The following is a 25201-nucleotide window of genomic DNA, read 5'->3' on the forward strand; positions in this document are numbered from 1 at the left end:
CACGTGATGACGGCCGCACTCTACGGGCCTCAAGTGGTGGGGCGAAGTGGAAAGGCCAAAAGTCCGGGGAGGGCTGTGATGTCGGGTGAGCAGCAAGCGCTAACGCTGGGTGGGATCCCGTAGACGATCTCGCAGTGCGCTGCGGGCACCACGGTGTCCGCTGCCTCCACGGGACGGCTTGGGCCGCTGTAATACGTCCGCCGGATATGCGTCACGAGTGCGGCCTTCGGGGAAGTCACGTGGGAGAACCGAACTGCTTGGCAGCGCAGCAGGATGGTCGAGGCAGGGCTTCTCAAGCCGTACCAGAGGCATGGTGATCCTTGGGCTCTCACTGAGACAGGGGGGATTGCTCACCGTGCAGTGAAATCCGGCCAGCTAGGATCCGCCTAGGAAGCAGTCGCTGCGGTCATCGCTGTTTCCGAGCCCCGGTCCGACGCCACGAATCCGCGCACACCAGCACACCGCAAGTCGTACGGCGCGCCTGGTTTAGCGGGCACGCCTCAGGGTGCGGGGCACGGAGCGGGCACGAGGCGTGCGCGTTGGGCACCGAACAGCAAGCAATCCCGGGGCATTTCGCCGTAGCGTGGCCGGGTGTTCGATTCTTTGGAGATCGGTGTGCTGCCGCGAGGGCGGCGGTTCCCGCCCCGTCTGCGGATCCTGGTCAATGGCGAGGACCTGGTGGCGGGTTCGGTCGGTGCCGGTGGCCGGGGGCCGCTCGTCGCCGATGCGCTGCCGGCCGGCGGCCCCGGTCTGCTGTGGGCGACCGGCGAGGCTCGGCGGGTGGAGTTGGGGGAGCCGGAGTGTTCGGGAGGGTGCTGCGGGTATCTGACCGTGGTCGTTCAGCGTCTCGGGGGCATCGTGCAGTGGTCCGACTGGGAGGCCCCGTACGAGGAGGACGCTCCGCTGGACCTCCACTTCGACGCCGAGCAGTACGACGCGGAACTGGTCCGTGCGGGAGGTGAGGCCGGGGCAACCCGGTGACGCGCGGAGTCGGAGCGGCCGGGCGGTGGCGGTCCGGGGCGCTCCACCGGGATCGGTCCGAGCGGTGTCACTCCGTCGGGGGCGGGGCCGAGCGGTCTCACCTCCCCGGGACGGGTCCGAGCGCGCCGAGGACGGCGGGTGCGTCCTTCTTCCGTGTGACGACGAGGACCGGTACGCCGTTGTCCTCGCACTCCACGACCACCGCCCGGCCGTCGTAGTCGGGGCGGCCCGTGGGGTCCGTCAGGTAGGGCGGGCGGACGCGGAGCGGGGTCAGGGTGCGCGGGGCGGCCTTGCGGTGGAAGGCGCCCGTGGGGTCGGGAGTCGTGGCCAGGACGCCGGGGCCCGCGACCAAGTAGCCCGCGTGGCCCGCGTACGGGACCTCGCCCATGATCAGGCCGGGGAAGCACGCCTCCTCGGCCGGCACGGACGGCTTCAGCGCGATCGTGTCGTCGCCGCGATGGCGCCGGTGCAGGAACGGGGCGATCAGGGCGCAGAGCCCCAGGACCACCCCGCAGGCCACGCCGGTCAGTTGCAGAGCGTCGCCGATGTTGTCGCTGTTCCAGGCGGCCATCGCGCCGAACAGAGTCAGGAACGTGCCGCCGGTGACCGTCAGGCCGACCTGCCAGGGGAATGCCCGGGGCGAGCGCCTCCTGCTCCAGGCTGTCGCGGCCGCGGCCGTCAGGAACGTCGCCCCCCAGATGCCGAGGAGCAGACCGATCGAGAGGGGCAGTCGGAAGGACTTGCGCGGGTCCGCGTTCGTGTAGTGGCGGTCCGGCCCGATGTCGACGTACCGGATCTGGTCCTGCCAGTACGTGACCTCGATGTTCGCTCCCGCACGGGCGGCCGGAAGTCGTTCCAGGTCGCTCTCGATCCGGGTGCGGGTGGACGTTCCGTCGGCCTCGGTGAGGTACAGCCAGTACGACGGCGTCTTGCGCCCGGTCTCCTTCTCGGTGCGGTCGAGCACCGCGGTGACCGTCCGCAGGCAGTCGGAACCCGCCCCACCGGGGGCCGTGCACGCGGGCGCGGTGGTGAAGGCGCGCTCGTCGTCGCGGGCGTCCGGCGTGGTGAGGAGCAGCAGCCAGGCCGCCACCAGGGACAACAGGATGCCTGCTGCCGGGTAGGCGACTATCGGCCCACGGCGGGCGGGCGCTGCCTCCTGGTTGGGTGTCGGGGTCACCTCCGCAGTCTGTGCCGGTGGGAGCGGAAGCGATATGAGTGATGTCCGCATGTTCTGAGGCTGCTTCCTGCCGGGATTCGGCAGTGGGCGGGAGCCGCGGGTCCCGGCGGCCCGGAGTCGCCGGCGCCTCTCGGCGAGGAGCCCGTCAGGCCGCGCCGTCGTGCTCCTCGCCCCGCCCCGAGGTCAGCCGTGCCGCCGAGGCGATCGCGGCGCGGGCCTCGTGTTCCGGCAGTCCGGTGCGGACGGCGGCGGCGGTGAGCCCGTCGGCCAGGGCGTCGCCGAAGCCGTGCTCGTAGGCGCGGCAGGCCGCCCAGAACAGGCGGGTGTTGCGCTGTCCCTCGTGGGCGGCCAGCACGAACTGGATCAGGCCCTCCCCGCGACGGGCCGCGGTCGCCGGTGCGTCGGGGCCCGTGCTGGTGGCCGGTCCGGACGCGGTGCCGGGGGCCGGGCTCGTACCCGTGCGCGGGGCGCGGCGGGGCGGTGGGGTAAGGAGGCGGAGCAGGGCGCGGGGGCAGGGGGCCGGGGTCAGGTGGGCGGTGCCTGGGGCCAGGCGGTAGCGGCCGTGTGCTGTGACCGAGCCGGGGCCGACCAGGTAGCCGCCGCTGCCGCGGATGTCGATGCCCGGGGCGAGGCGGCCGGCGGAGTTGGGGACCGCGGTGTCGGCGGGGCCGGTCAGCCAGAGGTGGCGGCCGCCGCTCGGGGTGAGCACCGTGACCGTCGGCGGGATGGTGAACAGGTGCTGGAGGGCCAGCTGCCGCAGCGCGCCCGCCGCGTCGCTGCCGTACGCGGGGTCGACGTCCAGGTCGATGCCGACGAGGCGGTGCGGGGCCCGTCCGCAGGCGATGCCGTAGCCGGTGGCGCGGGGCGCCGCGGCGAACAGGGCGCGGACGGCCGCGGGGTCGGTCGTGGCGTCGTGCACCCCGTGTCCCGGCAGCCCGCACTCTCCCCGGCAGTGCGCCGACGGCCGCTTCCCCCGGTGCGGCGAGCGCAGTGCGGGGAGCTTGGTGGCGGAGAGCGGGAAGACGGGGAGGCCGCGCCCGGCGGCGGCGAGGGCATGGGCGAGGGCCAGGGTGGGGGTCTGCCGGTCGATGATGGCCATGGATTCAGTTTCGTACACGCGTTCGAATAAAGGAAGAGGGAGGTCCGGAGGAGGTCGGGAGTGGGGTGGAGGTGCTCGGGAGGGGTGGGTGGCGGAACGCTTCTTCCCGGGCGTGCCAACGGGTCACCGAGGTCACTTCGCTGACCTGGGCTTTCTTGTGGCGCGGGAGGTTTATGCGCTCTTCGTCATACGTGAGGGGGAATCGGGTGGTGGGGAGGGGTTCGCCGAGGGCGTCCTGGGCAACTCTGGTCTCGCGACGTTGTGAACAGCACCGGGGTGGTCGGCCAACTCCCCCGGAACCAGCCGAATATGAAGCCGCAATTCCGTTTCCTGGAGGAAATGACATGGCACGTATCCGTACCGCTCGCACCCTCGCCGCTGTCGCCGCTCTGCCTCTGACCGTCGCGCTCTGCGGCGGTGTCGCCATGGCGGACAACGGCTCCTTCGCGAACGACGGATCGAACGCGGCCGTGGCGACGGTCGACGGCAGCGGCGTCGGCGGCATCAACACCGGCAACTCGTCCACCACCCAGCAGCAGGCGGTCGGGGCCGGTGCGTCGAACCAGAACACGTCCGCCCAGGTGAACGACTCGGCCTTCGTGCCGATCGACCAGTCCGACCACAGTGTCGCGGTGAACTTCACGCCCATCTTCTGGTGATCCGCCTCGGGCGACACGGGTGACGCGGTCGTCGGGACCTCCCGGGGGGTGGGTTCCGGCAGGCCGAACGGCAGCCCGCGCGAAGGCACCCAGGTGTCCTCGGGCGGGCTGCCGCCGTCTTGACACGGAACGGCGTCTGACGGACAGTCAGAAACGTCGGAGCCGACGCCGGTCGCCGGGTACGCGGGTAGCCGGACGGGAGGGCTCCGGCTTCTCCGTATCCGCGGCTCTGGAGGCTCCTCCGTGCATCTCGCTCCGACGGAACGCCACCAGCGGCTCCGTGCCGAACTCCGTTCGTACTTCAGCGCGCTGATGCCCGACGCGGCGGGCGGAGGAACGGGGGAAGGCGACGGGAAGGGGGAGAGCAGGGACGGCCGGCCGGACGCGGGCGAGCAGCGGCGGCTGCTCCGCCGGATCGGCGCCGACGGCCTGCTCGGTCTCGGCTGGCCCGAGGAGTACGGTCGCCGGGGCCTGGGCCCCGGCGAGCAGTTCGTCTTCTTCGACGAGGCGTACCGGGCCGGCGCCCCGGTCTCCATGGTCACGCTCAACACCGTCGGCCCGACCCTGATGGCGTACGGGACCGAGGAGCAGAAGGCGTACTTCCTGCCCCGCATCCTCGGCGGCGACCTCGTCTTCGCGATCGGCTACAGCGAACCCGATGCCGGTACGGACCTGGCGGCGCTGCGGACCCGTGCCGTGCGGGACGGCGACGACTGGGTCATCGACGGCCAGAAGATCTTCACCAGCAACGCCCAGCAGGCGGACTGGATCTGGCTCGCCTGCCGTACGGATCCCGAGGCTCCCAAGCACCGTGGCATCTCGATCATCCTGGTGCCCACGGACTGCCCCGGCTTCTCCTGGACGCCGATCCGGACGGTGGGCGGGGTCACCACCACCGCCACCTACTACGACGGCGTACGCGTCCCGGCCGCGAACCTCGTCGGCGAGGAGAACGGCGGCTGGAAGCTCATCACCAGCCAGCTCAACCACGAACGCGTCGCCCTGGCCGCGATCGGCATGCAGGCCGAGGACTTCTACGAGGAAGCACTCGCCCATGCCCGTACCCCCGATCCCGTGACCGGGCGCCGCCGGGTCGACGAGCCGTGGGTGCGCGCCCGGCTCGCGGAGGCGTTCGCCCGGCTCACGGCGACGCGCCTGTTGAACTGGCGGCTGGTCGACGCCGTCGGCGCCGGAGCGCCCGCCCCCGGAGAGGCCAGCGGGGTGAAGTTCGCGGGCACCGAGAGCGCGGTCGAGGTCTACCGGATGTGCCAGGAGGCCGTCGGGGACGCCGCCCTGCTCCGGGGCGGCTCTCCCGGCTGCTTCGGACCCGGCGGTGAGCTGGAGCGGATGAACCGCGCGGCGCAGATCAACACCTTCGGTGGCGGTGTCGGCGAGGTCCAGCGCGAGATCGTCGCCACGGCCCGACTCGGGATGACCCGGAGCAAGCGATGAGCGAGCGGGAGCGTGAGGACGGAAGCCGGGAGCAGGGCGGCAGGGAGGGCGAGAGCCGTCGTGAGCCCGACGGCAGCCCCCAGCCTGTCGGCAAGGGGCCCGACGGCAGCCCCCAGCCTGACGGCAAGGGGCCCGACGGCAGCCGGGCGCATGACGTCCGGGATCGGCTGTACGAGCGGCTCGCCGCCTACGAGGGCCGCGCCGCCGCCACCGGGGGCAGGGGCAAGGACCCGGTCAACGAGCCCATGATCCGGCACTGGTGCGAGGCGATGGGCGACACCTCGGCCGCCTACCGGGGGCCGGACGCCGTCGCCCCGCCCACGATGCTCCAGGCGTGGACGATGGGCGGGCTCTCCGGGCACACGGACGGAACAGGGCGCTCCGCGGCGTACGACGAGATGTTCGCCCTGCTCGACGGCGGCGGCTACACCTCGGTCGTCGCGACCGACTGCGAGCAGGAGTACGCGCGCCCGCTGCGCCCCGGCGACCGGATCACCTTCGACACGGTCATCGAGTCCGTCTCCCGGCGCAAGACGACCCAGCTCGGCACCGGCTACTTCGTCACCACCCGCACGGACGTCCGCGCCGACGGCGAGCCCGCCGGTACGCACCGCTTCCGCATTCTCAAGTACCGCCCCGCGCAACGGGAGAAGCCCGCTGATCCCCCTCTGCGCCCCCGCCCGGTGATCAACCGCGACAACGCCGGCTTCTGGGCCGGAGTCGCCGACCACCGGCTCCTCATCCAGCGCTGCACCGACTGCGCGGCCCTGCGCCTCCCCTGGCTGCCCGGCTGCAACGCCTGCGGCGGGGCGGAGTGGGACACGGTCGAGGCGAGCGGCCGGGGCACGGTCTTCAGCCATGTCGTGATGCATCACCCGCCGTTCCCCGCCTTCAGCCCGTCCGGCGGGGGCGGACCGTACGCCGTCGCGCTCATCGAGCTGGCCGAGGGCGTCCGCATCGTCAGCAACGTGATCGGTGTGCCGTACGAGGAGGTCCGCGTCGGCATGCCCGTGCACCTGGAGTTCCTCGTCACGGACCCCGACCTGGAACTGCCCGTCTTCCGGGCGAGCGAAGGCGGTTGAGATGGACTTCACCCCGAGCGAGGAGCAGTCCGCCGCACAGGGACTGGCCGCGAGCGTCTTCGGCGACCTGTCCACCCACGAGCGGCTGGCGGCGGCGGGAACGGGCACCGACGCGGAACTGTGGAAGGAGCTGTGCGCGGCCGGGCTGCCCGGCGCGGTCGAGGACATCGGGCTGCTCGACCTCGTCCTGCTCCTGGAGGAACAGGGCCGGACCACCGCGCAGGTCCCGTTCGCGGCCACCTGCGTGTACGGGCTGCTCGCGATCGCCGAGCACGGGGCGCCCGAGCAGCGCGAGCGCCTGCTCCCCGGTCTGCGCGACGGTACGGCGGTGGCGACGGGCGCCTTCCCGGCGCGGGGCGGCGTACACACGTCAGGGGGTGCGCTGCACGGGGCCGTGCCCTGGGTGCCCTGGCTGCGCGACGCCACCCAGGTGCTGGTGGCGGACGCCGACCGGGCCCTGTGGATCGTCGAGGCGGGCGCGCCGGGCGTGGCCGTGGTGCCCGTGGAGACGACCGCGCCCTGGGCGGCGGGGCGGCTGGTTCTCGACGGCGTACGCGGGGAGCGTCTGGGGCGCGGGCCGGAGGCGTACGCGGCCGTCCTCGCCGCCGCCCGTACCGCGTTCGCCGGACTCCAGGCCGGGGTGTGCGCGGGCTCACTCGCCCGCGCGGTCCACCACACCGTCACCCGCCAGCAGTTCGGGCGCCCGCTCTCCACCAACCAGGGGGTTCTGCTCCGCGCCGCCGAGGCCCACATGGACACCGAGGCGATCCGGGTCACCGCGTACGAGGCGGCCTGGCGGCGGGACGACGGACGCGAGTACGGGGCGGCCGCGCTGACCGCCGCCTGGTGGGCCTCGGAGGCGGGCAAGCGGGTCGTCCACGCGGGCCGGCATCTGCACGGGGGCGCCGGGGCCGACCTCGATCACCCCGTTCACCGGCACTTCCTCTGGGGGCGCCAGCTCGACGCGTATCTCGGCTGCGGCAGCGAAGTCCTGGAGGAACTGGGCCTGTTGCTCGAGCACAGCGGTCAGGGGGACGCGTCGTGACGCATACGTACGGCATCGACGATGTGCTGCCGCCCCTGGAGATCCCGCTGACCCGGACCCTGATCGTCGCCGGGGCCATCGCTTCGCGCGACTACCAGGACGTGCACCACGACGCGGACCTGGCCCGGGAGAAGGGCTCCCCCGACATCTTCATGAACATCCTCACCACCAACGGGCTCGTCGGCCGCTACGTCACCGACCACTTCGGCCCGAACGCCGTCCTGCGCAAGGTCACGATCCGCCTCGGCGTCCCCAACTACCCGGGTGACACGTTGTGGTTGACCGGGCGAGTCACGGAGCTGGCCGGCGAAGAGCCCGTACGCGCGACAATCGCCGTCATCGGCGACAACGGCATCGGCCGCCACGTCACCGGCACGGTCGTCGTGACCCTGCCGGGCCCGAGCGACGAAAGGGCCGGAGCATGAGCATCCGCAGGGCCGACTCGCTCGGCGGGAAGGCCGCGATCGTCGGCATCGGGGCCACCGAGTTCTCCAAGGACTCCGGCCGCAGCGAGCTGAAGCTGGCCGTCGAGGCCGTCCGCGCCGCCCTCGACGACGCGGGTCTCACCCCCGCCGACGTGGACGGGCTCGTCACCTTCACCATGGACACCAGCCCCGAGATCACCGTCGCCCAGGCGGCCGGGATCGGCGAGCTGTCGTTCTTCTCCCGGATCCACTACGGCGGCGGCGCGGCCTGCGCCACCGTGCAGCAGGCCGCCCTCGCGGTGGCGAGCGGGATCGCGGACGTCGTCGTCTGCTACCGGGCCTTCAACGAGCGCTCCGGCCGCCGCTTCGGCTCCGGCGTCCAGCGGCGCGAGCCCACCGCCGAGGGCGCGGCGCTCGGCTGGAACCTGCCGTACGGGCTGCTCACCCCGGCCTCCTGGGTGGCGATGGCGGCCCAGCGCTACCTCCACGCGTACGGCCTCGAACCGGAGGTCTTCGGGCACGTGGCGGTGGTCGACCGGCGGAACGCGGCGCGGAACCCGGCGGCGTACTTCCACGGGAAGCCGATCACGCTCGCCGACCACGCCGCGTCCCGCTGGATCGTGGAGCCGCTGCGGCTGCTGGACTGCTGCCAGGAGACGGACGGCGGCCAGGCCCTCGTCGTCACGAGCCTGGAGCGCGCCCGCGACCTGCCCCGGCCGCCCGCCGTCGTCGTCGCGGCGGCCCAGGGCGCGGGCCGTTCGCAGGAACAGATGACGAGCTTCTACCGGGACGGGCTGACCGGCCTGCCGGAGACCGCCGTGGTCGCCCGGCAGCTGTGGCGCAGCTCCGGACTGTCGCCGGCCGACATCGACGTGGGCATCCTCTACGACCACTTCACCCCGTTCGTCCTGATGCAGCTGGAGGAGTTCGGTTTCTGCGGCCCCGGGGAGGCCGGGGCGTTCGTCGCCGCGGACGCGCTGCCCCTGAACACCCATGGGGGTCAGTTGGGGGAGGCGTACCTCCACGGGATGAACGGCGTCGCGGAGGCCGTCCGGCAGATCCGTGGGACCTCGGTGAACCAGGTGGCGGGGGCGGTGAGGTCGCTGGTCACGGCGGGTGCGGGGGTGCCGACGTCGGGCCTGGTCATCGGTGCGGACGGCTGAGCGGCGACGCCCGGCCCCCGAGGGCTCTCGGGGGCGGACCCTTACGGCCGGGCGGAGGCCCGTCCACCTTCAGGAGGTGCAGGGCGCACACCCCCTACAACCTGAGGCGGACGAGCCTTCGGGACCTGGGGGCGATCCCCTCGGCGGCGCCCGCTCCTAGCGTGGAGTACATGACCACGCCAGTCTGCACGGGCGCCTCCAGGGCGGCCTCTGCCACCGCCGCCGGCCACCCCCACGCGCCCTACGCGTCGTTCTCCTCGTACGTACGGGCCCGTGGACCGGTCCTGCTGCGTACCGCGCGCTCGCTCACCGCGAATCCGTGCGACGCGGAGGACCTGCTGCAGACCGCGCTGGCCAAGACGTATGTCGCGTGGGAGCGGATCGAGGACCACCGGGCGCTGGACGGCTACGTCCGGCGGGCGCTGCTCAACACCCGCACCTCGCAGTGGCGCAAGCGCAAGGTCGACGAGTTCGCGTGCGAGGAGCTGCCCGAGCGGGAGGCCTTTCCGGCGCCGGACCCGGCCGAGCAGCAGTCGTTGCACGACGCGATGTGGCGAGCGGTGCTCAAGCTCCCGGACCGCCAGCGCGCGATGGTCGTCCTGCGCTATTACGAGGATCTGAGCGAGGCCCAGACGGCGGAGGTGCTCGGCGTGTCGATCGGTACGGTCAAGAGCGCGGTCTCCCGTGCCCTCGGCAAGCTCCGCGAGGACCCGGAGCTGACGCCGGTCCGCTGATCCGGGCGGCCCGGCACGTAATCCGGACGGTCCGGAAGGCCCCTCCACGGGTGTCGCCACATGCTCCGCCTCAGCTCCGAGGCAGGGGCCGGGGCAGGCTCCGCAGCAGGAATCTTCCCGCGAGTAGTGACATACCGTGTGGTATGTGCGCAGAATCAGCGGAACCTTACTGCCGCGTAGCGCCTACCGGGAGGACGCCGTGCTGAGCACCATGCAGGACGTACCGCTGACTGTCACCCGCATCCTGCACCACGGGATGACGATCCACGGGAAGTCGCAGGTCACGACCTGGACCGGCGAACCCGAGCCGCACCGCGTCACCTTCGCCGAGATCGGCGCACGCGCCACCCGGCTGGCCAACGCGCTCCGCGACGAGCTGGGCGTCGACGGCGACCAGAGGGTCGCGACGCTCATGTGGAACAACGCCGTCCACGTCGAGGCGTACCTCGCCATCCCCTCCATGGGCGCCGTGCTCCACACCCTCAACCTCCGGCTGCCGCCCGAGCAGCTCGCCTGGGTCGTCAACCACGCGGATGACAAGGTGGTGATCGTCAACGGCTCACTGCTGCCGCTCCTCGTGCCGCTGCTGCCGCACCTGCCGAGCGTCGAGCACGTGGTCGTGGCCGGCCCCGGCGACCGTTCCGGCCTCGCCGGAGTCACGCCGCGCGTGCACGAGTACGAGGAACTGATCGCCGGCCGCCCCACCACGTACGACTGGCCGGAGCTGGATGAACGCCAGGCCGCGGCCATGTGCTACACCTCCGGCACCACGGGCGACCCCAAGGGCGTCGTCTTCTCGCACCGCTCGATCTACCTGCACTCGATGCAGGTCAACATGACCGAGTCGATGGGGCTGACCGACAGGGACACCACGCTCGTCGTCGTGCCCCAGTTCCATGTGAACGCCTGGGGACTGCCGCACGCCGCGTTTATGAGCGGGGTCAACATGCTCATGCCGGACCGCTTCCTCCAGCCCGTTCCGCTCGCCGACATGATCGAGCGCGAGCGCCCGACGCACGCCGCCGCCGTTCCCACCATCTGGCAGGGCCTGCTCGCCGAGGTCACCGCCAACCCGCGCGACCTCACCTCCATGGCCAACGTGACCATCGGCGGCGCGGCCTGTCCGCCCTCGCTGATGGAGGCGTACGACAAGCTCGGCGTCCGGCTCTGCCACGCCTGGGGCATGACGGAGACCTCGCCGCTCGGCACCATGGCCAACCCGCCCGCCGGTCTGAGCGCCGACGAGGAGCGGCCGTACCGGGTCACCCAGGGCCGCTTCCCCGCCGGGGTCGAGGCACGGCTGGTCGGCCCCGGTGGGGAGCACCTTCCGTGGGACGGCGAGTCGGCCGGTGAGCTGGAGGTCAAGGGCCCTTGGATCGCCGCCGCCTACTACGGCGGCGCCGACGGCGAGCACCTGCGCCCCGAGGACAAGTTCAGCGAGGACGGCTGGCTGAAGACCGGGGATGTCGGTGTGATCAGCACCGACGGCTACCTCACCCTCACCGACCGGGCCAAGGACGTCATCAAGTCGGGCGGCGAGTGGATCTCCAGCGTCGAGCTGGAGAACGCGCTGATGGCCCACCCGGACGTCGCGGAGGCGGCGGTCGTCGCCGTTCCGGACGAGAAGTGGGGCGAACGGCCGCTGGCGACGGTGGTGCTCAAGGAGGGGGCCACCGGGACCGACTACGGGGCGCTGAGGGAGTTCCTCGCCGAGTCGGGCATCGCCAAGTGGCAGCTGCCGGAGCGCTGGTCGGTGATCGCCGCCGTGCCGAAGACGAGCGTCGGCAAGTTCGACAAGAAGGTGATCCGCAAGCAGTACGCGGAGGGCGAGCTGGACGTCACCCGGCTCTGAGGCCTGGGTTCCTCTGCTGTTTCACGTGAAACAGGGCGGGGGCGGTACGGGACCACCCGTACCGCCCCCGCCCTGTTCCGCTTCCCGCGTCCGTCGGGAGGCCCTAGTTGGTGCCGATCTTCGCCAGCAGGTCCACGATCCGCGACTGGACCTCGTCGCTGGTCGACCGTTCGGCCAGGAAGAGGACGGTTTCGCCCGACGTGAGCCGCGGCAGCTCCGCCTGGTCCATCCCGGCCGAGGTGTAGACGACCAGCGGGGTGCGGTTCAGCTGCCCGTTGGCCCGCAGCCAGTCGATGATCCCCGCGCGTCGGCGGCGTACCTGCATCAGGTCCATCACCACCAGGTTCGGCCGCATCCGGCTCGCCAGGTCGACGGCCTCGCTGTCCGTCGCGGCACGCGCCACCTGCATCCCGCGCCGCTCCAGGGTCTGCGTCAGCGCCATCGCGATCTCCTCGTGCTCCTCGATCAGGAGCACCCGCGAGGGATGCTGCTCGCTGTCGCGGGGGGCCAGGGCCTTGAGCAGGACGGCCGGGTCGGCGCCGTACGCCGCTTCGCGGGTCGCCTGCCCCAGACCGGCGGTGACCAGCACCGGGACCTCGGCCGCGACGGCCGCCTGACGCAGCGACTGCAACGCGGTACGGGTGATGGGGCCGGTCAGCGGGTCGACGAAGAGCGCGGCGGGGAACGCGGCGATCTGGGCGTCGACCTCCTCGCGGGAGTTCACGATCACCGGACGGTAGCCCCGGTCGCTGAGCGCCTGCTGGGTCGGCACGTCGGGCGCGGGCCAGACCAGCAGCCGACGCGGGTTGTCCAGCGGCTCGGGCGGCAGCTCGTCGTCGACCGGGTGCGGGTGCGGCCGGTTGGCGACCTCGACCGCGCCCCCTGGCCCGTCCAGCGGCTCGGGACCCTCCGCCCCCTCGTCGGGCGCCCCTATGGCGTACGCGCGCCCCTCCGCGACCGGCGGCGCGAGCAGTTGCCCCTCACCGTAGGCGGCGCCGGGCCCGACCTGCTCCGGCTGACCCGGCCGACCGGGCTCCTGCGCCTGGTCCGGCCCCTGGTCCTGGCCCTGGGGGTGCGTGAAGGGCTGGTGCTGCGGCCCGGGAGCCTGCGGGCCCGACGGCTGTGCCGGGCCCGGCTGGTCGCCGGTGGTCCGGGTCGGGGAGCGGTCGCCCTCCGGCGGGGCGGCGAGCTTGCGACGCCTGCCGGCCCCGCCGAGGCTCTGATGCGGCTGGTTCTGCTGGTGCGCGAGGTGCTGGGCGAACGGCACGCCCTGGCCCAGCGTTCGCACGCTGAAGGCCCTCCCCTGCGTCGAGTCGGGGTTGCCGCCGTCCGGCATCGGCTCCTCGGCGGGCAGCGGCTGCCGCCGCGCGTCCGGGGCCGGGACGCCCGCGTCACCGTCGGCCGGGTGCGCCGCCGGATCGGCGACGGCCGCGACGCCGGTGGTGTGGGCGGTCCGCCCGGCGCCGGTCTGCCCGGCGTCGGAGCGGGCGGTGTCGGGGTGGGCGGTGTCGGGGTGGGCGTTCTGCCCGGTGTCGCCCCACGGCGCGAGCTCCGGCGTGGGGCTCGGAGCCTGCGGTACGCCGCCGCCGTCGTGCGGGCCGGGCGCATGGGGCACCGCCCCGGGAAGGCGAGGCGCGTGGGCTGCTCCGGGTGCGGCCGGGAAGCCCTGCCCGGAGGTTCCGTCCGCCTGCGGGCCGGTGCGCGCCGGGGCGACGGGGTGCGCCTGCGGAGGCGTGTGACCGGCCTCCGGTGCGGTGCGCGCGTGGTGCGTGCTCGCCCCGTCGCCGGGCGCCACCGGGGCGTCGGGGACGAGCGGCGCCCGGTCCGCGTCGGCGGGCGGCAGGGCGAGGGCGGTGCGCGGCCCGGCGTCGGCCGCGATGCGCTCCTGGGCGGCGGCCAGCGCGCGCCGGGCACGCCGCCCCCCGGGCTGCTGGGACGGCTCCGCCCCGGGGCGACCGTCGTTGCTCTCGACGCCGCTGTTGCCGCTGTTGGCGGGCGCGGACGCGGGGGCGAGGGCGGGCAGGGCGGGGCGGGCGGGCTCGCCCTCACGGCGGGCCCGCCGACCGGTGGGCGGTACGGGCTGCTGCGGGTCGACCGGGACGCCCTGCGGCGGCACGGTCTGTCCGAGCTGCGGACGACCGCCGCCCTGGGCGTTCTCGGCCGCGGTGACGACCGACCCCTCGGAAGGGGCGGTGGGCGCCGCGGACGGGGCGGAGGTCAGGGCCAGCGCCCCCCGCTGCGGTGGCTGGGGCTGGTCCCGCGCGTCAGCCGGGACCATGCCCGGGGCCGACTCGGCCGGGCTGGGCCGACCGCGCCGCCGCCCGGAACCCTCGCCCTGCTGGGCCGGGATCAGCTCGGGAGCCTGCTGCTCCTCGGACGCGGCCGGTCCGCGGCGCGCCCGCCGCCGCCCGGTCGGCTCGGCGGCCGGACGGTCGTCGGGAGCGGGAGCCACGGCCTCGACCGCGTCGTCGCCGACGCTCTCCGTACGGCCGGGGCCACCATCCAGGAACGCGTCGGTGGAGGACCTGCGCGCCCGGCGCCGGCCGCCGCTGGTGACGCCCGGGGCTCCCAGCCCTTCGGGCGACGAGGAGGCGGCGGGGGGAGGTTCCGGCAGCAGCGCGGTGCCGTCCGTCTCCGGGGGCGCGATCGTGCCGGACGCGGTGCCGATGGGCAGGTCGAGCACGTACGCGCTGCCGTTCATGCCCGGCATCTCGTGCGTCTGGAGGACCCCTCCGTGCGCCCGGACGATGCCGCGCACGATCGGCTCGTGCACCGGGTCGCCCCCGGCGAACGGGCCGCGCACCTCGATCCGTACGAGGTCACCACGCTGGGCCGCGGCCACGACCACGGTGGAATCGACATAGCCGCCCCCGGGAACGGCCCGGGCCTTGCCGGTCGAATCGACGCCGCAGACGTCCGCGACGAGATGGGCGATGGCGGTCGCGAGCCGGGGCGCGTCGACCTCGGCCTCGATCGGCGGGGCGTGCACGGCGAACTGGGCGCGCCCGGGACCGATCAGCTCGACCGCCCCGTCGATACCGCCCGTGACGATGCCGTCCACCATCGCCGGGGCCTTGCGCAGCCCCTCCACCCCCGCGTCCAGGCGCTGGTACTCCAGCACGTTGTCGACGAGCGTGGTCATCCGGGCGTACCCGGCGGCGAGATGGTGCAGGATCTGGTTGGCCTCGGGCCACAGCTGGCCGGCCGGGTCGGAGGCGAGCGTGGTCAGCTCGCCGCGCAGCTCCTCCAGGGGCCCGCGCAGCGAACCGCCGAGGACGGCGGTGAGCTGGGAGTGCTGGGCGCCCAGGGAGGCGAGCAGCTCGGCCTGTCCCTCGATCTCGGCGGCGTACCGCTCGCTGCGGTCGGCGAGTTCGGCGGTGTGTGCCTCCTTCAGCGCCTCCAGCTCGGCGGCGTGCGCCTCCTTGAGCGCGGTGACTTCGGCGGAGTGGCTCCTGGTCAGCTCGGCGACGACGCTCTTGTGCTGCGTCGACAACTCCTCGTACGGCCGGCGGTCGGTGAACGTCATCACCGCGCCGACGAGCTGGTCCCCGTCCCGTACCGGCGCGGTCGTGAGGTCCACCGGCACCTGCGCGCCGCTCTTGGACCACAGCACCTGCCCGCGCACCCGGTGCTTGCGCCCGGACTTGAGGGTGTCGGCGAGCGGGGAGTCCTCGTACGGGAACGGCTCGCCCTCCGCCCGCGAGTGCAGGATCAGCGGATGCAGTTCCTGGCCGCCGAGGTCACTGGCCCGGAAGCCGAGGATCTGCGCGGCGGCGGGGTTGACGAGGACGACGCGCCCGTCGGTGTCCGTGCCGACGACGCCCTCGGATGCGGCCCGCAGGATCATCTCGGTCTGCCGCTGCGAACGGGCCAGCTCCGCCTCGGTGTCGACGGTGCCGGAGAGGTCCCGCACGACGAGCATGAGCAGCTCGTCGCCGGTGTAGCTGGAGTGGATGTCGTTGTACGCGGCCTGCCCGCTGTCGAGGCTCGCGCTGGTGACCTCGACCGGGTACTCGTGGCCGTCGGTGCGCCGCGCGGTCATCCGCGTCGGCTTGGTCCTGCCCTGCTCGTCCGCAGCCTCGGGCCGGCGCATCGAACCCGGGATCAGCTTGGAGTCGAACTCCGGCAGCAGATCGAGCAGTCCGCGACCGACGAGCGCGGTGCCCGGGGTCTCGAACATCTCGAGGGCGATGGCGTTGGCGTTGACGACCGTGCCGTTGCAATTGACGAGCAGAAGCCCGTCAGGAAGGGCATCGAGTATGGCTGCGAGGCGAGCAGTGCCTCGGGATGGCCTGCTGCTCACGACGACGCTTCCTCCCTGATTACCGCACCTTGCCGACAGCGGGCCCCATCTTGCCCCTCGGGCCGCAGACTGTCACTGGAGGAGTCTAAGGGCAGGGGAGGCCCGGGGGGCGGCGGATGAGGGGGAGCTCTCACCAAGGTTCTGTGCGCGACGTGTACGCCGCGGGCCCCTGACGTGAGCGTCCGTGCACCTTGTGACGTGCGCGGACGTGCGACGCTGCCAGGTCCTTCGGGGCCCGCGGGCCTCCGGATCCGTCTGCGGCGGACACGCGGAGGCGAATGCTTGTACGTCGTCGCCGACGGGCTATCGAACGTCCGGGAGCACCGGTACGAGGCTGTTCCAGCGCGCGATCTCGCATCCGTCGCGGCGGCTCGCGGTGGTGTCCACGGCCCGTCCCTCCCAGGTGCCCACGATGCGCGCGGTGGCGTCGCCGCCGTGGATCATCGTGCACATCGTGCCCTCCGGGGTCGGCCGGAACAGCTCCTGCCGCCCGGCCCGGGTGGCGCCGGCCTCCGCGAGCCGGTCACAGGCCGCCTGCCCCCGCGGGTGGCTGCCCCCGGTGGGCCCGCACTCCAGCTCGAAGGTGCCGTCGGCCCCGGCGACCCCGGTGTTCTCGACGGACACGGTGAGCCGCGTCAGTACCTCGCTCGCCTCACCCGCGCCCTTCCCGTCCCCTCCCTCCGGGAACCCGGGCAGCGGGAGGGGCATGGGCAGTGGCCCGAGGGAGGGTCGGGCGGCGGCGAACGGCCCGGAGGTGGGCACGGCGGCGGGCGTCGGACCGGAGGACCCGGGGCCGGAGGCGGTGGACGCGGGCACGGCGGTGGCGAGCGCGGCGAGCGAGACGACGGCGGTGAGGGCGAGACGGCGCAGCATGCGGAAGCTCCAGGATCTCTGCAGCGGGGTCGGCCACGGGCGGCGGTCACGGGTGATCACCGACCCGCCCGGGCGCCACGGCTGACGTTCGACTGACGGGCGACGACGACTGACGGAGACCGGAGCCCCCACCCCTCTCTAACGCGCACCACGCCCGGACGTTGCGGCACCACGCCGAACTGCTTTGCCCTGGCCCCCGGGGGCCTAGTAACGTGTGCGGCGATTGGTGGCACGACGCTCAACTGTGTCATCATCTGCACGCACCACTCGCGTCCGCGCGAGGTGTGTTGGAGGCGTCGCCTAGTCCGGTCTATGGCGCCGCACTGCTAATGCGGTTTGGGTCTTAAAGCCCATCGAGGGTTCAAATCCCTCCGCCTCCGCCCCACCCCGAAGCCCCGTGCCCCTGGCACGGGGCTTCGGCCGTTCCGGGAGGCGCGAGCGCGCGGAGGGGGTGCCGGGGTCGGTTCACCGCTGGTTCGGGAGGGTGGCCGAGAGGGGCCTCGGGAGGCCGTTCCCCCAGGTCGGCAGGGGTGCGGCCAATGGATTTCGCGTCACGGCGCAGGTCATGTAATGTTGTTCTCGCAACGCCGACCGGGGAGAAAAAAGCCCGGAACGCCAAGCACTCGTAGCTTAACGGATAGAGCATCTGACTACGGATCAGAAGGTTGCAGGTTCGAATCCTGCCGAGTGCACAGCAGGCCAGAGGCCCTCAGGAGAGATCCTGAGGGCCTCTGTCGTATGTCGTGACGGCAGTGATTGACGGCAACCGCTTCGATCGCGCTACCCCCCTCGCGGAGGCGAAGGGCGATTCACCTTGCCGACGTCAGGCGAGGTTCGCCCCTGGATCACAGTGACCTTGATTGGTGAAGCCCTCGGTGCCGTTGAGTCTGGCCGGCCCTGCTGAGCCATCCGGGTTGTCGGTGGGCATCGGTACTCTGGTGTTGGGCTCTGCCGGAAACACAAGATGTTGTGGTGTGTCGACGCACCCCATGGCGCATGTTGGGGTGTCTTGCTTGCTGGCGGGCCATCCGGGGTGCTTCACTTGATCCGCCAAACCAAAACAGGCCCCAACCGGGGCCCAACTTGGGGTTGGGCGCACGGCAATGGGGCCTGATGCGTTGGTCGCGCCTTGGGACCTTATCGCCCTCTCTTGGTTCCTCCAAGATGGGCAGCTCGGCGCGTCCGGCTCCGGAAACGGATGTGCCATGGCAGATCGACCCAACACCCGGGATGTGTCCAAGCGCGACGATGGCTGGGCGGTGACGAAGCCCGGAGCCGAGAGGGCCAGTGCGGTCCTGCCGACTCAGGCAGAGGCAGTCGCTCGTGCCAAAGAGATCCTGGCCAACGACGGTGGCGGAGAGCTTCGCGTTCGCGGCAAGAACGGCCAGGTGCGGGAGCAGAACACCGTCGCCCCGGGGAACGACCCGAGGCGGTCGAAGGGATGACCTCGACGCACAAGTACGTGATCAACAAAGGCTTCGACAGTGAGCGTGAAGTCGAGGCGATCGGGTTCTCCACCGTCGGCGACTACATCGACTTCTACGGGATCGACGGTAGGGGCGACAAGATCGTGACACTCCGGATCCGGGCCGCGAGAGTGGAGACGGTCGAGCAGCTCGCCAGTTGATCCACTGACACGGAAAGAGAGCGGGCCCTCACCGACTTGGTGGGGCCCGTTCTTGTTGCTGCGAAGGTCACCAGCTGTCGTCGTCAGCCTGATTGTTGTCACCCCTCAGCGCATCCCCGACGCGGTCGAAGGCGGAGCGCTGGGAGTCCAGCCGCACGAAGGTGTAGATGTCCATGGTCACGCGGATAGAGCTGTGGCCCAGAACCTCCATGATCATTCGGGCATCGGCACCCTGTTCATGGAGCAGGGACGCGCACGTGTGGCGCAGGTCGTGGAAGCGGACCTTGCGGACGCCGGCGCGGGCGGACAGGGCCTCGAAGGACCGGTTCAGGTTGCGGGGCTCTATGGGAGTCCCGTTCTTCGTCGTGAAGACGAGGCCCTGCCCCGTTCCCTTCCAGTTGTGACCCGCGGCCTTCTGGTCGGCGATCTGCTGGACGCGGCTGCGCCGCTTGTACGTGCCGTCCGTCGTCAGGACGTACGCGCTGCCCTCCCAGCGGCCGTCCTTGCGCTGGTAGATAGTGCCCTCGTTGTTGGCGTTCTTCTTCGGCTTGGCCATCAGGCGGCTTCCTGTTCGGTGCGGAGGGATACGTAGGCGTCCAGCGCGGCTTCGCTGATGCGCCGGCAGCGGCCGATCTTGAAAGAGGCGAGTTCGCGGGAGCGGATCAGGTCGTGGACCTTCCAGCGGCTGATGCCGAGACGCTCGGCGACCTGGTCCACGGTGAGTACGGCGGTCGTCATGCAGGCTCCAGCCCTTCGTGCTTGCGGCGTTGGGCCTGGTTGATGTCGTGGCGGGTCTGGTTGGCGAGGAGTTCTTCGCCGGGGCGGTAGCCGGAGGCGAGGTAGGCCCAGGAGGACTCGGTGACGAGCACCGTGTCCGGGGCGGGTACGGAGTGGCCGGCGCGGACGCGGGCGGCGTCGGCCTGGGCGAGGCGCCAGGCGCGGCGGACGTCGCGGAGGGCGCCGAGGGTGGTGGAGTAGGCGCGGGACTTGGTGGAGAAGTGGCCGCGGAAGCCGAGCATGTGGGCCCACTTACAGAGCTTGAGGTCTGCGAACTCGGGCAGGCCGCCGAGGTCCCAGGCGGTGCGGATCATCTGCCGCACGTGCTGGTGGACGGGCAGGTCTCGCAGGGGTTCGGCCTGGCGGGTGCCTTCGCAGTCGGGGCACAACTCCCGGATTCGGCCGCCGACCCTGCCACGGCCGGAGCAGGTCCGGCAGACCAACGAACGGTCAACCGTTCCGGAGTCCTCGGCACTCTTTGTGGCGTACTTGGCGATGTAGCCCGCCACCGCCTTGTCAGTGAGTTCGCCGTCGCCGAGCGCGGTGATCTCGTCCACCTTGAACCTCTTGCCCCAGCCGATTTCCCGGTCCCCCACGGTGTCGGAGACAACGGTCAGGGTGGTCCGCTTCAGCGCGGGCTTGACCGCGCGGAGGAGGTGGTCTGTGCTGGCCCAGGCTGGCGGGGGGCTGGTGTGGCCGTCGGGGCCGTCGAAGCGGATGACGGCGTGGAAGTGGACCAGACCGCGCTGCTGGTACTCGGCGACCTTCGCGAAGGAGATCCGCAGGGCCGCGTTCATGCCCTTCTGCGTGATGCCGAAGTTTGCGGCGAGGGTGCGGCGGAGGTTGAGGGTGAAGCGTGCCCAAAGAGCGCTTGCATGGGCGTTCCAGAGCACGGCGCCGGTGTAGTCGTACGTCTTCGGGCTGAGAGGGGTGCCGAGTTCGGGGGCGCTCTCGGGGTGCCGGGTGCCGCAGCGGCAGGGCTGGGGCTTGCCGTCCTTGGTGGTGGGTCGGTTGTGGACAGGGCCGAAGGAGGGCGCGGTGAGGGTCAGGAAGACCCTGGGGTGGGTGCGGATGGTTTCGGGGACGTTCTTGCCGCCGGAGAGTCCGGCGCGGATGAGGTGGTAGGTGTCGGCGGCGTAGAGGCGGGAGCAGGTGGGGCAGCGGGAGGCGCGACGGTTGCCGCAGGTGGTTAGCAGACGTCCGGTGGGCTCGTCGCTGGTGGAGTACGAGCGGATCGTTTCGCCGGTGGTGTGGTCGCGGGTGGTGGTGTGGCCGACGAGGTTGATCGGACGGGTGCAGCCGCGCAGGCGGTTGATCTGTTCGCGGGTGCGGTCGAAGTCGCCGAGGTTGGCCAATTCGATCAGGTCCCGGACAGCGGGGCTGATCACGTGCCGCAGGTCGAGGTCGCGGGGCATCGGCAGGGGGTCCTTTCCGCTGATGGAGGCCTCGGGCAGCACCGAGACGGAGCCAGGTGCTGCCCGAGGGCATGACGGGTCAGGCCCAGGAGGCCAGGAGGAGATGCCGGAAGGCTGGCGGAGGGTCAGGCCGTCAGTGCCGCGTGTGCGGCGGTGGCCAGGGGGAGGCTGACGCCGAGACGGGCCTTGAGTTGCGGCAGCGTGATGGGCTGGCCGGTAGCGGCGCGGTGGGCTTCGGCGATCTCGCGGGCGGCGTCCAGCAGAGCCGGGGCCACCTTGACGGCCGGATGCGGTACAGCGACGGGAGCGGGGGCCAGGGGTGCCGCAGGTTCGGGCACGGAAACCGGTTCAGGAGCAGGCTCCGGGATGAGGGCGGCTTCGATGTCGGCTGGAGCGTCCTCCGGTACGGATTCCGGGTTTGACGCCGGGTCGGCCACGCGAGTCTGGGCCGGGAGGACAGCCGGTGTGGTGGTGGGGTCCGCGGTGGTGACGGCGTGGAAGTGGCGCAGGAGCGCGGGGCCGACGGCACCCCAGCCGAGGAGGAGCAGCGGTGCCACGGAGTCGACGCAGGCGCGGCCGCAGTGGCCGGCGATGACGGGTTCGGCGATGTTGAGGGCGAGGGTGAAGAAGCCGGAGGTGTGCATCAGCCGGTTCGCGCCCTTGAGCTCGTCGGCGGCTACGCCGCGCAGGGACAGGTACCGCAGGGCGACCAGGAGGCCGAGGACGGACAGGTCCACCATCGGCGCGATCAGGGGCGCGACCGGGTCGGGGACGCCCAGGCGCAGGGACAGGTTCCAGACGTTGCCGAAGGAGAACACGAAGGCCAGCAGGGCGATGACTGCCATGACCACGGTCACGGTGCGCTGAGTGATCCGGTCTTCTGACATGAAGGGATTCACCTCCTCCAAGGGGAGTTGGGGCCGAGGTCGGCGGGTCAGCTCGCGGGGACGAGTTCGGCCCTGTGGGCGACGTTCGGACCGAGGTAGGTCTCCAGGACCTGGCGTTCGTGGGTGTTGGCGATGCGGTAGGCGGCGATGCCTATCCGCGTGGCGCGGTCAAGGTCCCCGGTAGTGATGGCCTTGTGCATGTGTCGGATGTAGATCCGCATGGAGGGGCGCATCTCAGGCCGCTTCCGCCGGGGGTTCGGGGTCCTCCTTGTTGAGGTCCACACCCGTGCGGTGGATCAGGTCTTGCAGGAGCTTGGCCGGGTGGCGAACGAGGTGGGTGGTCTGTTCGGCGACGCGGGCGGCGTCCCGGTCGGCGACGTAGGGGGTGCGGATGCGGATGAAGCCGGGGCGGCCGTGCTGGGACATGACCGCGACGCCGACGTAGGCGGGGTCCTGGAGGGTGACCGGGCTGGCGTCGGGCCACTCGCGGATGTCGTCACCGAGCGCGGCCACGGCGGCGTCGGCGGTCTTCTGCGCGAATGACAGCCCGACCGGGCACACGTCGCGGATGAAGGTGGGGATCGCGTCTCCGGTGGTCTTCTGCGTGGTAAGTAGGGTCAGGAAACCGACCGAGCGGCCCTTCTTCACCAGGTCCTCCACCAGGCGGGCGTTCTCCGCCGCGAGCGCGGCCAGCTTCTTGGTAGCCGGGTCGGAGCCCTTGTAGTCGCGGAAGTAGGTGTGGGCCTCGTCGATGACGATGACGATGAGCGGCCAGTCCTCCGAGGGACCGACGTGCCACATGTTCTTCACGCCCAACACGCGGCGGATGGACGCGGAGCGGGCGCGGCGCAGCTGTACGAGTTCCTTCAGCTTCCTGTTCGCCTCCTCCAGATCGTCCCCGCAGAACTCGAACGCGCGCTGCACGAGGTCGGCGTAGTCGCCCTCGTAGGCGTGGGAGACCTTTCCGTCGAAGAAGACGAACTGGATGGCCGGCGAGGGCGCCCAGTCACACACCAGCCGGTTCACGCATGACGTCTTTCCGAAGCCTGGCAATCCGCCCATGGCCACCCCGGGGACCTCCTTCAGGGGCACGACCACGGGCAAGCCGAACTCGTCCACCCCCAGCTCCCACACCGCGTACTCCTCCGGCGGGCGGCCGGTGGGCACATGAACGGTCGGCGTGATCAGCGGATCCACCCGCACCCCGCGCAGCGTGACCTGTCCGGGCTTCTCACCCGGCAACACGGACACGCGGGCCATGCGCCAGGCGTCCGCCAGATAGGGAGCGGCCTTCTGGAACTCCGCCAGACCCACCTTCGGCAGGCAGGTTGCCCCAGCCATCACCCCGAAGGCGTCCGGGGTGACCTTCAGAGCCGGGACCAGGACGCGGGGCTTGGGTTCCTTGCCGTCCGAGGTCGCGAGCGAGGCCAGGGCGGTCGGCATCTTGTCCGTGACCGACAGCCCGCACATCCGCGCCAGCCGCTTCCAGCCCCAACGGATCCGTATCGCCTGCCGGATGCTGATCCGCTCCATCGGCGACGCCCGCAAGTAGCGGATCACCCAGACCACGGCCCACAGGGCGATCAGCCCGAGCCCGAGCCACACCACTGTACGGAGCCAACCGAAAGCTTCGTTGAGTTCGTTCACCGGTCTTCCTTCGTTCCGTTCGAGAGATCGCGCCGCAGCAGGCACGTGGGGAAAGGCAAGGGCAGGGGGCGCAGTGCCCCCAGGACGGCGGCCGCCTCGTCGATGAAGATCACGAGCGGGCGACCGCCATCCGGGGTCTCACCCCGGCGCGCGGGGAGCGACGTCACGCCGCAGCGCCCTCGGGCCCGGTCGTCTCCTGCGGCATGGCAGGGGTGTCGACCAGCTCCAGTGCCGCGCAGCGGTAGGCCACGCCTTCCTGAAGCTGGTCGTTGAAGATCCGCGCCCACGGGCTCGCGAAGAGGTCCACCGGGCGGACGAACCGGCCCGGGTGCAGACCATTGGGCAGACCGGTCTGCGGAACGGTCACCTTCAGTGCCTCAGCGCGCTCGCCCTCCATCACGAAGAGCGTCAGGGTGCACAGCGGCGCACCGGTCTCGAAGTCCACCGCGCGGATGCCGTTCTCCTGGTCCTTCCACTTCGGCACTGCTGGCGTGCCGGTCATGACGTTCGTGGTGGGGAGCACGTGGACACGGATAACGGTCCTGGCCATGGCGAATAAGCCCTTTCAGTCGGGTTCGTGACCGGTGATCCGGCCGCACCAGAGGTAACCACAACGCCTGGGTGTACTGCAACACCCAGGCGTTGGAGGGATCCTGCTATCCATGCGTTCCGTAGGTATGACAGAGGCTGCGGCCGTATCCTGCGGGCATGACGCTGCCCCTCGAAGACGACTCCCGCCCGCCCTACGTCCAGGTGGCCGACTATCTGCGGCGCCAGATCCAGAACGGCGAGCTGGGGCCTGGCGACAAGGTGCCGTCCTCGCGGGAGCTGCAAGAGAAGTTCGGGCTCGCTAGCGCCACAGTGCAAAACGCGTTCCGGCTACTCAAGAGCGAAGGGTTGATCTACAGCGTCCAGGGGCGAGGCAGCTTCATTCGCCGCCCCGCCCCTGAGTCCGACGCAGCCGCGGAGGGGGTAGGGGGAACCTCCCTGGCCGGCGACGCTGCCTGTTCAACCGCCGATGCGCGGTACGTCCGCCTTTCTCAAGAGGTCGCAGACCTTCGACGTGACGTCGCTTCCATGCGTGAAACGCTTGTTGAAGCGCTTGAGCTCATTCAGCGGCTGAAGGATCAAACGCTTGGCGAAGGCGCTTAATCTCGCGCGTCACCTGTTGCATGAGCGCGGCGAGGTCGGCCACTTCGGCTGCGAGGAGTGTCACGTCCGCGTCCAGCGCTGATATCTCCGACTCGTTCACTGTTCCCCGCCCATCGCCGCGCCGTTCTTTCGTTCCGTCCCGCAGAACCCCTCGATGGCCCGCCCTGGTGAAGCGCGCGTGCGCCATCCGGCCCCTTCTCTGGAAGCCTGCTGAGATCGGGCATCTCGCCACAACCCCGCGACCCGCCGGGCGGGAGAGGCTGTCAAAATCCCTTGCCGCGTCCCGTCATGTGGGCGGCAGTACCGCAGGGCGGTTCCGCCCCCCGGGAAGCCGTCAGTCGCTGTGAAGGTCTTGCAACCGGATCCCGCGTGACCATGCTTATGTGTGGCGTGGGTCACATTTCTCGTTCTCTGTGTACGTAGGCTCCGGTACCTCCGGCGCGAGTCGCACGCAATCAGCGAAAGCGGACACCCCCTCAGAACGCGCATTCCCGCACCTCTCCAGCGGCCCCGCTCGGCTGCATTCCTGTGGACAACTTCCAGCAGGAACATCAAACGGCCGGGAGCCTGTGGATAGATTCCGACGATCCCGCGATCAGACCGGGGTGAAACGTGGCAAAACAGCCCACTCCCTGCCGACCGAAGCAGCCGAAGGGGCGAGCTGTCCAAAGTTTCTTTACTGGATCAAGGCGGCCCGCTGGCGCGGGCCGCGCGGCGCGGCGGCCCCAGGCCGCCGCCGGCTCCATGTCTCCGCCACCGCCTGCGACGGCCCCGCCCGCTCGCGCCGCAAAAGCCCGAGAAGCGGGCAGTCAGAACCGTGAAGAACCCCGACAGCTGCCCCACGGCGAGCA

General features: G+C 71.6%; 23 protein-coding genes, 2 tRNA genes and 1 pseudogene. 14 read left to right on the plus strand and 12 right to left on the minus strand.

The window, feature by feature from the left end:
- Positions 1-29 precede the first annotated feature (29 nt).
- Positions 30-227, minus strand: a pseudogene (locus tag ACH4RG_RS01200) (hypothetical protein); the annotation flags it as partial.
- A gap of 364 nt (positions 228-591) precedes the next feature.
- Here ACH4RG_RS01200 and ACH4RG_RS01205 point away from each other — a divergent pair.
- On the plus strand, positions 592-981 hold the full coding sequence (locus ACH4RG_RS01205) for a hypothetical protein (RefSeq protein WP_397930766.1): 390 nt from the start codon (positions 592-594) through the stop codon (positions 979-981).
- A gap of 97 nt (positions 982-1078) precedes the next feature.
- Here the strand turns inward: ACH4RG_RS01205 and ACH4RG_RS01210 are convergent, their stop codons facing one another.
- Complete coding sequence (locus ACH4RG_RS01210) at positions 1079-2158, minus strand: hypothetical protein (protein WP_398538897.1); 1080 nt, start codon at positions 2156-2158, stop codon at positions 1079-1081.
- 145 nt (positions 2159-2303) lie between these two features.
- Complete coding sequence (locus ACH4RG_RS01215; protein WP_397918629.1) at positions 2304-3257, minus strand: bifunctional DNA primase/polymerase; 954 nt, start codon at positions 3255-3257, stop codon at positions 2304-2306.
- Between the two features lie 344 nt (positions 3258-3601).
- On the opposite strand from ACH4RG_RS01215, the gene ACH4RG_RS01220 reads away from it, so the two are divergent.
- The 8 genes from ACH4RG_RS01220 to ACH4RG_RS01255 all read left to right on the plus strand — a co-directional run bounded on the left by ACH4RG_RS01220 (position 3602) and on the right by ACH4RG_RS01255 (position 11669).
- Complete coding sequence (locus ACH4RG_RS01220; protein ID WP_397918627.1) at positions 3602-3916, plus strand: hypothetical protein; 315 nt, start codon at positions 3602-3604, stop codon at positions 3914-3916.
- A gap of 243 nt (positions 3917-4159) precedes the next feature.
- On the plus strand, positions 4160-5368 hold the full coding sequence (locus tag ACH4RG_RS01225; protein ID WP_398538898.1) for an acyl-CoA dehydrogenase family protein: 1209 nt from the start codon (positions 4160-4162) through the stop codon (positions 5366-5368).
- Positions 5365-6450 carry a bifunctional MaoC family dehydratase N-terminal/OB-fold nucleic acid binding domain-containing protein gene (locus ACH4RG_RS01230; protein WP_398538899.1) on the plus strand — a complete coding sequence of 362 codons (1086 nt, stop codon included), beginning with the start codon at positions 5365-5367 and terminating at the stop codon, positions 6448-6450. Before ACH4RG_RS01225 ends, ACH4RG_RS01230 begins: the two co-directional genes overlap by 4 nt.
- Position 6451: 1 nt before the next feature.
- Positions 6452-7495, plus strand: a complete 1044-nt coding sequence (locus tag ACH4RG_RS01235; RefSeq protein ID WP_398538900.1) for an acyl-CoA dehydrogenase family protein — start codon at positions 6452-6454, stop codon at positions 7493-7495.
- A complete protein-coding gene (locus tag ACH4RG_RS01240; protein WP_397918619.1) occupies positions 7492-7920 on the plus strand; it encodes a MaoC family dehydratase in 429 nt (142 codons plus the stop codon). The genes ACH4RG_RS01235 and ACH4RG_RS01240 overlap by 4 nt, the downstream gene beginning before the upstream one ends.
- Complete coding sequence (locus ACH4RG_RS01245; protein ID WP_397918617.1) at positions 7917-9083, plus strand: lipid-transfer protein; 1167 nt, start codon at positions 7917-7919, stop codon at positions 9081-9083. Before ACH4RG_RS01240 ends, ACH4RG_RS01245 begins: the two co-directional genes overlap by 4 nt.
- A gap of 170 nt (positions 9084-9253) precedes the next feature.
- Positions 9254-9817, plus strand: a complete 564-nt coding sequence (locus ACH4RG_RS01250; protein ID WP_012380021.1) for a SigE family RNA polymerase sigma factor — start codon at positions 9254-9256, stop codon at positions 9815-9817.
- Positions 9818-10016: 199 nt separating this feature from the next.
- The gene (locus ACH4RG_RS01255) at positions 10017-11669 is read left to right on the plus strand and encodes a long-chain fatty acid--CoA ligase (RefSeq protein ID WP_398539376.1); all 1653 of its coding nucleotides are present in this window, start codon (positions 10017-10019) and stop codon (positions 11667-11669) included.
- A 103-nt stretch (positions 11670-11772) separates the two neighbouring features.
- Here the strand turns inward: ACH4RG_RS01255 and ACH4RG_RS01260 are convergent, their stop codons facing one another.
- The gene (locus tag ACH4RG_RS01260) at positions 11773-15972 is read right to left on the minus strand and encodes a PAS domain-containing protein (protein WP_398538901.1); all 4200 of its coding nucleotides are present in this window, start codon (positions 15970-15972) and stop codon (positions 11773-11775) included.
- A 303-nt stretch (positions 15973-16275) separates the two neighbouring features.
- Positions 16276-16845: an SSI family serine proteinase inhibitor gene (locus tag ACH4RG_RS01265; RefSeq protein ID WP_397918611.1), complete on the minus strand. Its 570-nt coding sequence runs from the start codon at positions 16843-16845 to the stop codon at positions 16276-16278.
- 289 nt (positions 16846-17134) lie between these two features.
- On the opposite strand from ACH4RG_RS01265, the gene ACH4RG_RS01270 reads away from it, so the two are divergent.
- From ACH4RG_RS01270 to ACH4RG_RS01285, 4 genes are all read left to right on the plus strand, one after another.
- Positions 17135-17225 (plus strand) — tRNA-Ser (locus tag ACH4RG_RS01270).
- Positions 17226-17464: 239 nt separating this feature from the next.
- A tRNA-Arg gene (locus tag ACH4RG_RS01275) sits at positions 17465-17537 on the plus strand.
- Between the two features lie 513 nt (positions 17538-18050).
- Complete coding sequence (locus ACH4RG_RS01280; protein WP_398538902.1) at positions 18051-18290, plus strand: DUF2188 domain-containing protein; 240 nt, start codon at positions 18051-18053, stop codon at positions 18288-18290.
- On the plus strand, positions 18287-18472 hold the full coding sequence (locus ACH4RG_RS01285) for a hypothetical protein (RefSeq protein WP_398538903.1): 186 nt from the start codon (positions 18287-18289) through the stop codon (positions 18470-18472). The genes ACH4RG_RS01280 and ACH4RG_RS01285 overlap by 4 nt, the downstream gene beginning before the upstream one ends.
- A gap of 67 nt (positions 18473-18539) precedes the next feature.
- Here the strand turns inward: ACH4RG_RS01285 and xerC are convergent, their stop codons facing one another.
- The 7 genes from xerC to ACH4RG_RS01320 form a co-directional block, all read right to left on the minus strand.
- Positions 18540-19028 (minus strand): tyrosine recombinase XerC, encoded by a 489-nt coding sequence (gene xerC / locus ACH4RG_RS01290; protein WP_398538904.1) that lies wholly within the window; start codon positions 19026-19028, stop codon positions 18540-18542.
- On the minus strand, positions 19028-19210 hold the full coding sequence (locus ACH4RG_RS01295; RefSeq protein ID WP_019324615.1) for a helix-turn-helix domain-containing protein: 183 nt from the start codon (positions 19208-19210) through the stop codon (positions 19028-19030). Before ACH4RG_RS01295 ends, xerC begins: the two co-directional genes overlap by 1 nt.
- Positions 19207-20664, minus strand: coding sequence for a replication initiator (locus ACH4RG_RS01300; protein ID WP_398538905.1), 1458 nt, complete (start codon positions 20662-20664; stop codon positions 19207-19209). The genes ACH4RG_RS01295 and ACH4RG_RS01300 overlap by 4 nt, the downstream gene beginning before the upstream one ends.
- A gap of 125 nt (positions 20665-20789) precedes the next feature.
- Positions 20790-21551 (minus strand): DUF2637 domain-containing protein, encoded by a 762-nt coding sequence (locus ACH4RG_RS01305; protein WP_398538906.1) that lies wholly within the window; start codon positions 21549-21551, stop codon positions 20790-20792.
- Between the two features lie 47 nt (positions 21552-21598).
- A complete protein-coding gene (locus ACH4RG_RS01310) occupies positions 21599-21751 on the minus strand; it encodes a hypothetical protein (protein ID WP_398538907.1) in 153 nt (50 codons plus the stop codon).
- A 34-nt stretch (positions 21752-21785) separates the two neighbouring features.
- Positions 21786-23198 (minus strand): cell division protein FtsK, encoded by a 1413-nt coding sequence (locus ACH4RG_RS01315; RefSeq protein ID WP_398538908.1) that lies wholly within the window; start codon positions 23196-23198, stop codon positions 21786-21788.
- A 163-nt stretch (positions 23199-23361) separates the two neighbouring features.
- Positions 23362-23748, minus strand: a complete 387-nt coding sequence (locus ACH4RG_RS01320; RefSeq protein ID WP_398538909.1) for a hypothetical protein — start codon at positions 23746-23748, stop codon at positions 23362-23364.
- A gap of 158 nt (positions 23749-23906) precedes the next feature.
- On the opposite strand from ACH4RG_RS01320, the gene ACH4RG_RS01325 reads away from it, so the two are divergent.
- Positions 23907-24350 (plus strand): GntR family transcriptional regulator, encoded by a 444-nt coding sequence (locus tag ACH4RG_RS01325; protein WP_398538910.1) that lies wholly within the window; start codon positions 23907-23909, stop codon positions 24348-24350.
- The last annotated feature ends 851 nt before the right edge of the window (positions 24351-25201 follow it).

Origin of the sequence: Streptomyces sp. NPDC021019 (genome assembly GCF_044333295.1) — a bacterium.
Taxonomy (GTDB): domain Bacteria; phylum Actinomycetota; class Actinomycetes; order Streptomycetales; family Streptomycetaceae; genus Streptomyces.

Coding starts and splice junctions, on each gene's coding strand:
- ACH4RG_RS01285 (WP_398538903.1), top strand. CDS start 18,287: ATGACCTCGACGCACAAGTACGTGATCAACAAAGGCTTCGACAGTGAG.
- ACH4RG_RS01280 (WP_398538902.1), top strand. CDS start 18,051: ATGGCAGATCGACCCAACACCCGGGATGTGTCCAAGCGCGACGATGGC.
- ACH4RG_RS01230 (WP_398538899.1), top strand. CDS start 5,365: ATGAGCGAGCGGGAGCGTGAGGACGGAAGCCGGGAGCAGGGCGGCAGG.
- ACH4RG_RS01295 (WP_019324615.1), bottom strand. CDS start 19,210: ATGACGACCGCCGTACTCACCGTGGACCAGGTCGCCGAGCGTCTCGGC.
- ACH4RG_RS01300 (WP_398538905.1), bottom strand. CDS start 20,664: ATGCCCCGCGACCTCGACCTGCGGCACGTGATCAGCCCCGCTGTCCGG.
- ACH4RG_RS01265 (WP_397918611.1), bottom strand. CDS start 16,845: ATGCTGCGCCGTCTCGCCCTCACCGCCGTCGTCTCGCTCGCCGCGCTC.
- xerC (WP_398538904.1), bottom strand. CDS start 19,028: ATGGCCAAGCCGAAGAAGAACGCCAACAACGAGGGCACTATCTACCAG.
- ACH4RG_RS01245 (WP_397918617.1), top strand. CDS start 7,917: ATGAGCATCCGCAGGGCCGACTCGCTCGGCGGGAAGGCCGCGATCGTC.
- ACH4RG_RS01325 (WP_398538910.1), top strand. CDS start 23,907: ATGACGCTGCCCCTCGAAGACGACTCCCGCCCGCCCTACGTCCAGGTG.
- ACH4RG_RS01305 (WP_398538906.1), bottom strand. CDS start 21,551: ATGTCAGAAGACCGGATCACTCAGCGCACCGTGACCGTGGTCATGGCA.
- ACH4RG_RS01235 (WP_398538900.1), top strand. CDS start 6,452: ATGGACTTCACCCCGAGCGAGGAGCAGTCCGCCGCACAGGGACTGGCC.
- ACH4RG_RS01250 (WP_012380021.1), top strand. CDS start 9,254: ATGACCACGCCAGTCTGCACGGGCGCCTCCAGGGCGGCCTCTGCCACC.
- ACH4RG_RS01320 (WP_398538909.1), bottom strand. CDS start 23,748: ATGGCCAGGACCGTTATCCGTGTCCACGTGCTCCCCACCACGAACGTC.
- ACH4RG_RS01215 (WP_397918629.1), bottom strand. CDS start 3,257: ATGGCCATCATCGACCGGCAGACCCCCACCCTGGCCCTCGCCCATGCC.
- ACH4RG_RS01310 (WP_398538907.1), bottom strand. CDS start 21,751: ATGCACAAGGCCATCACTACCGGGGACCTTGACCGCGCCACGCGGATA.
- ACH4RG_RS01220 (WP_397918627.1), top strand. CDS start 3,602: ATGGCACGTATCCGTACCGCTCGCACCCTCGCCGCTGTCGCCGCTCTG.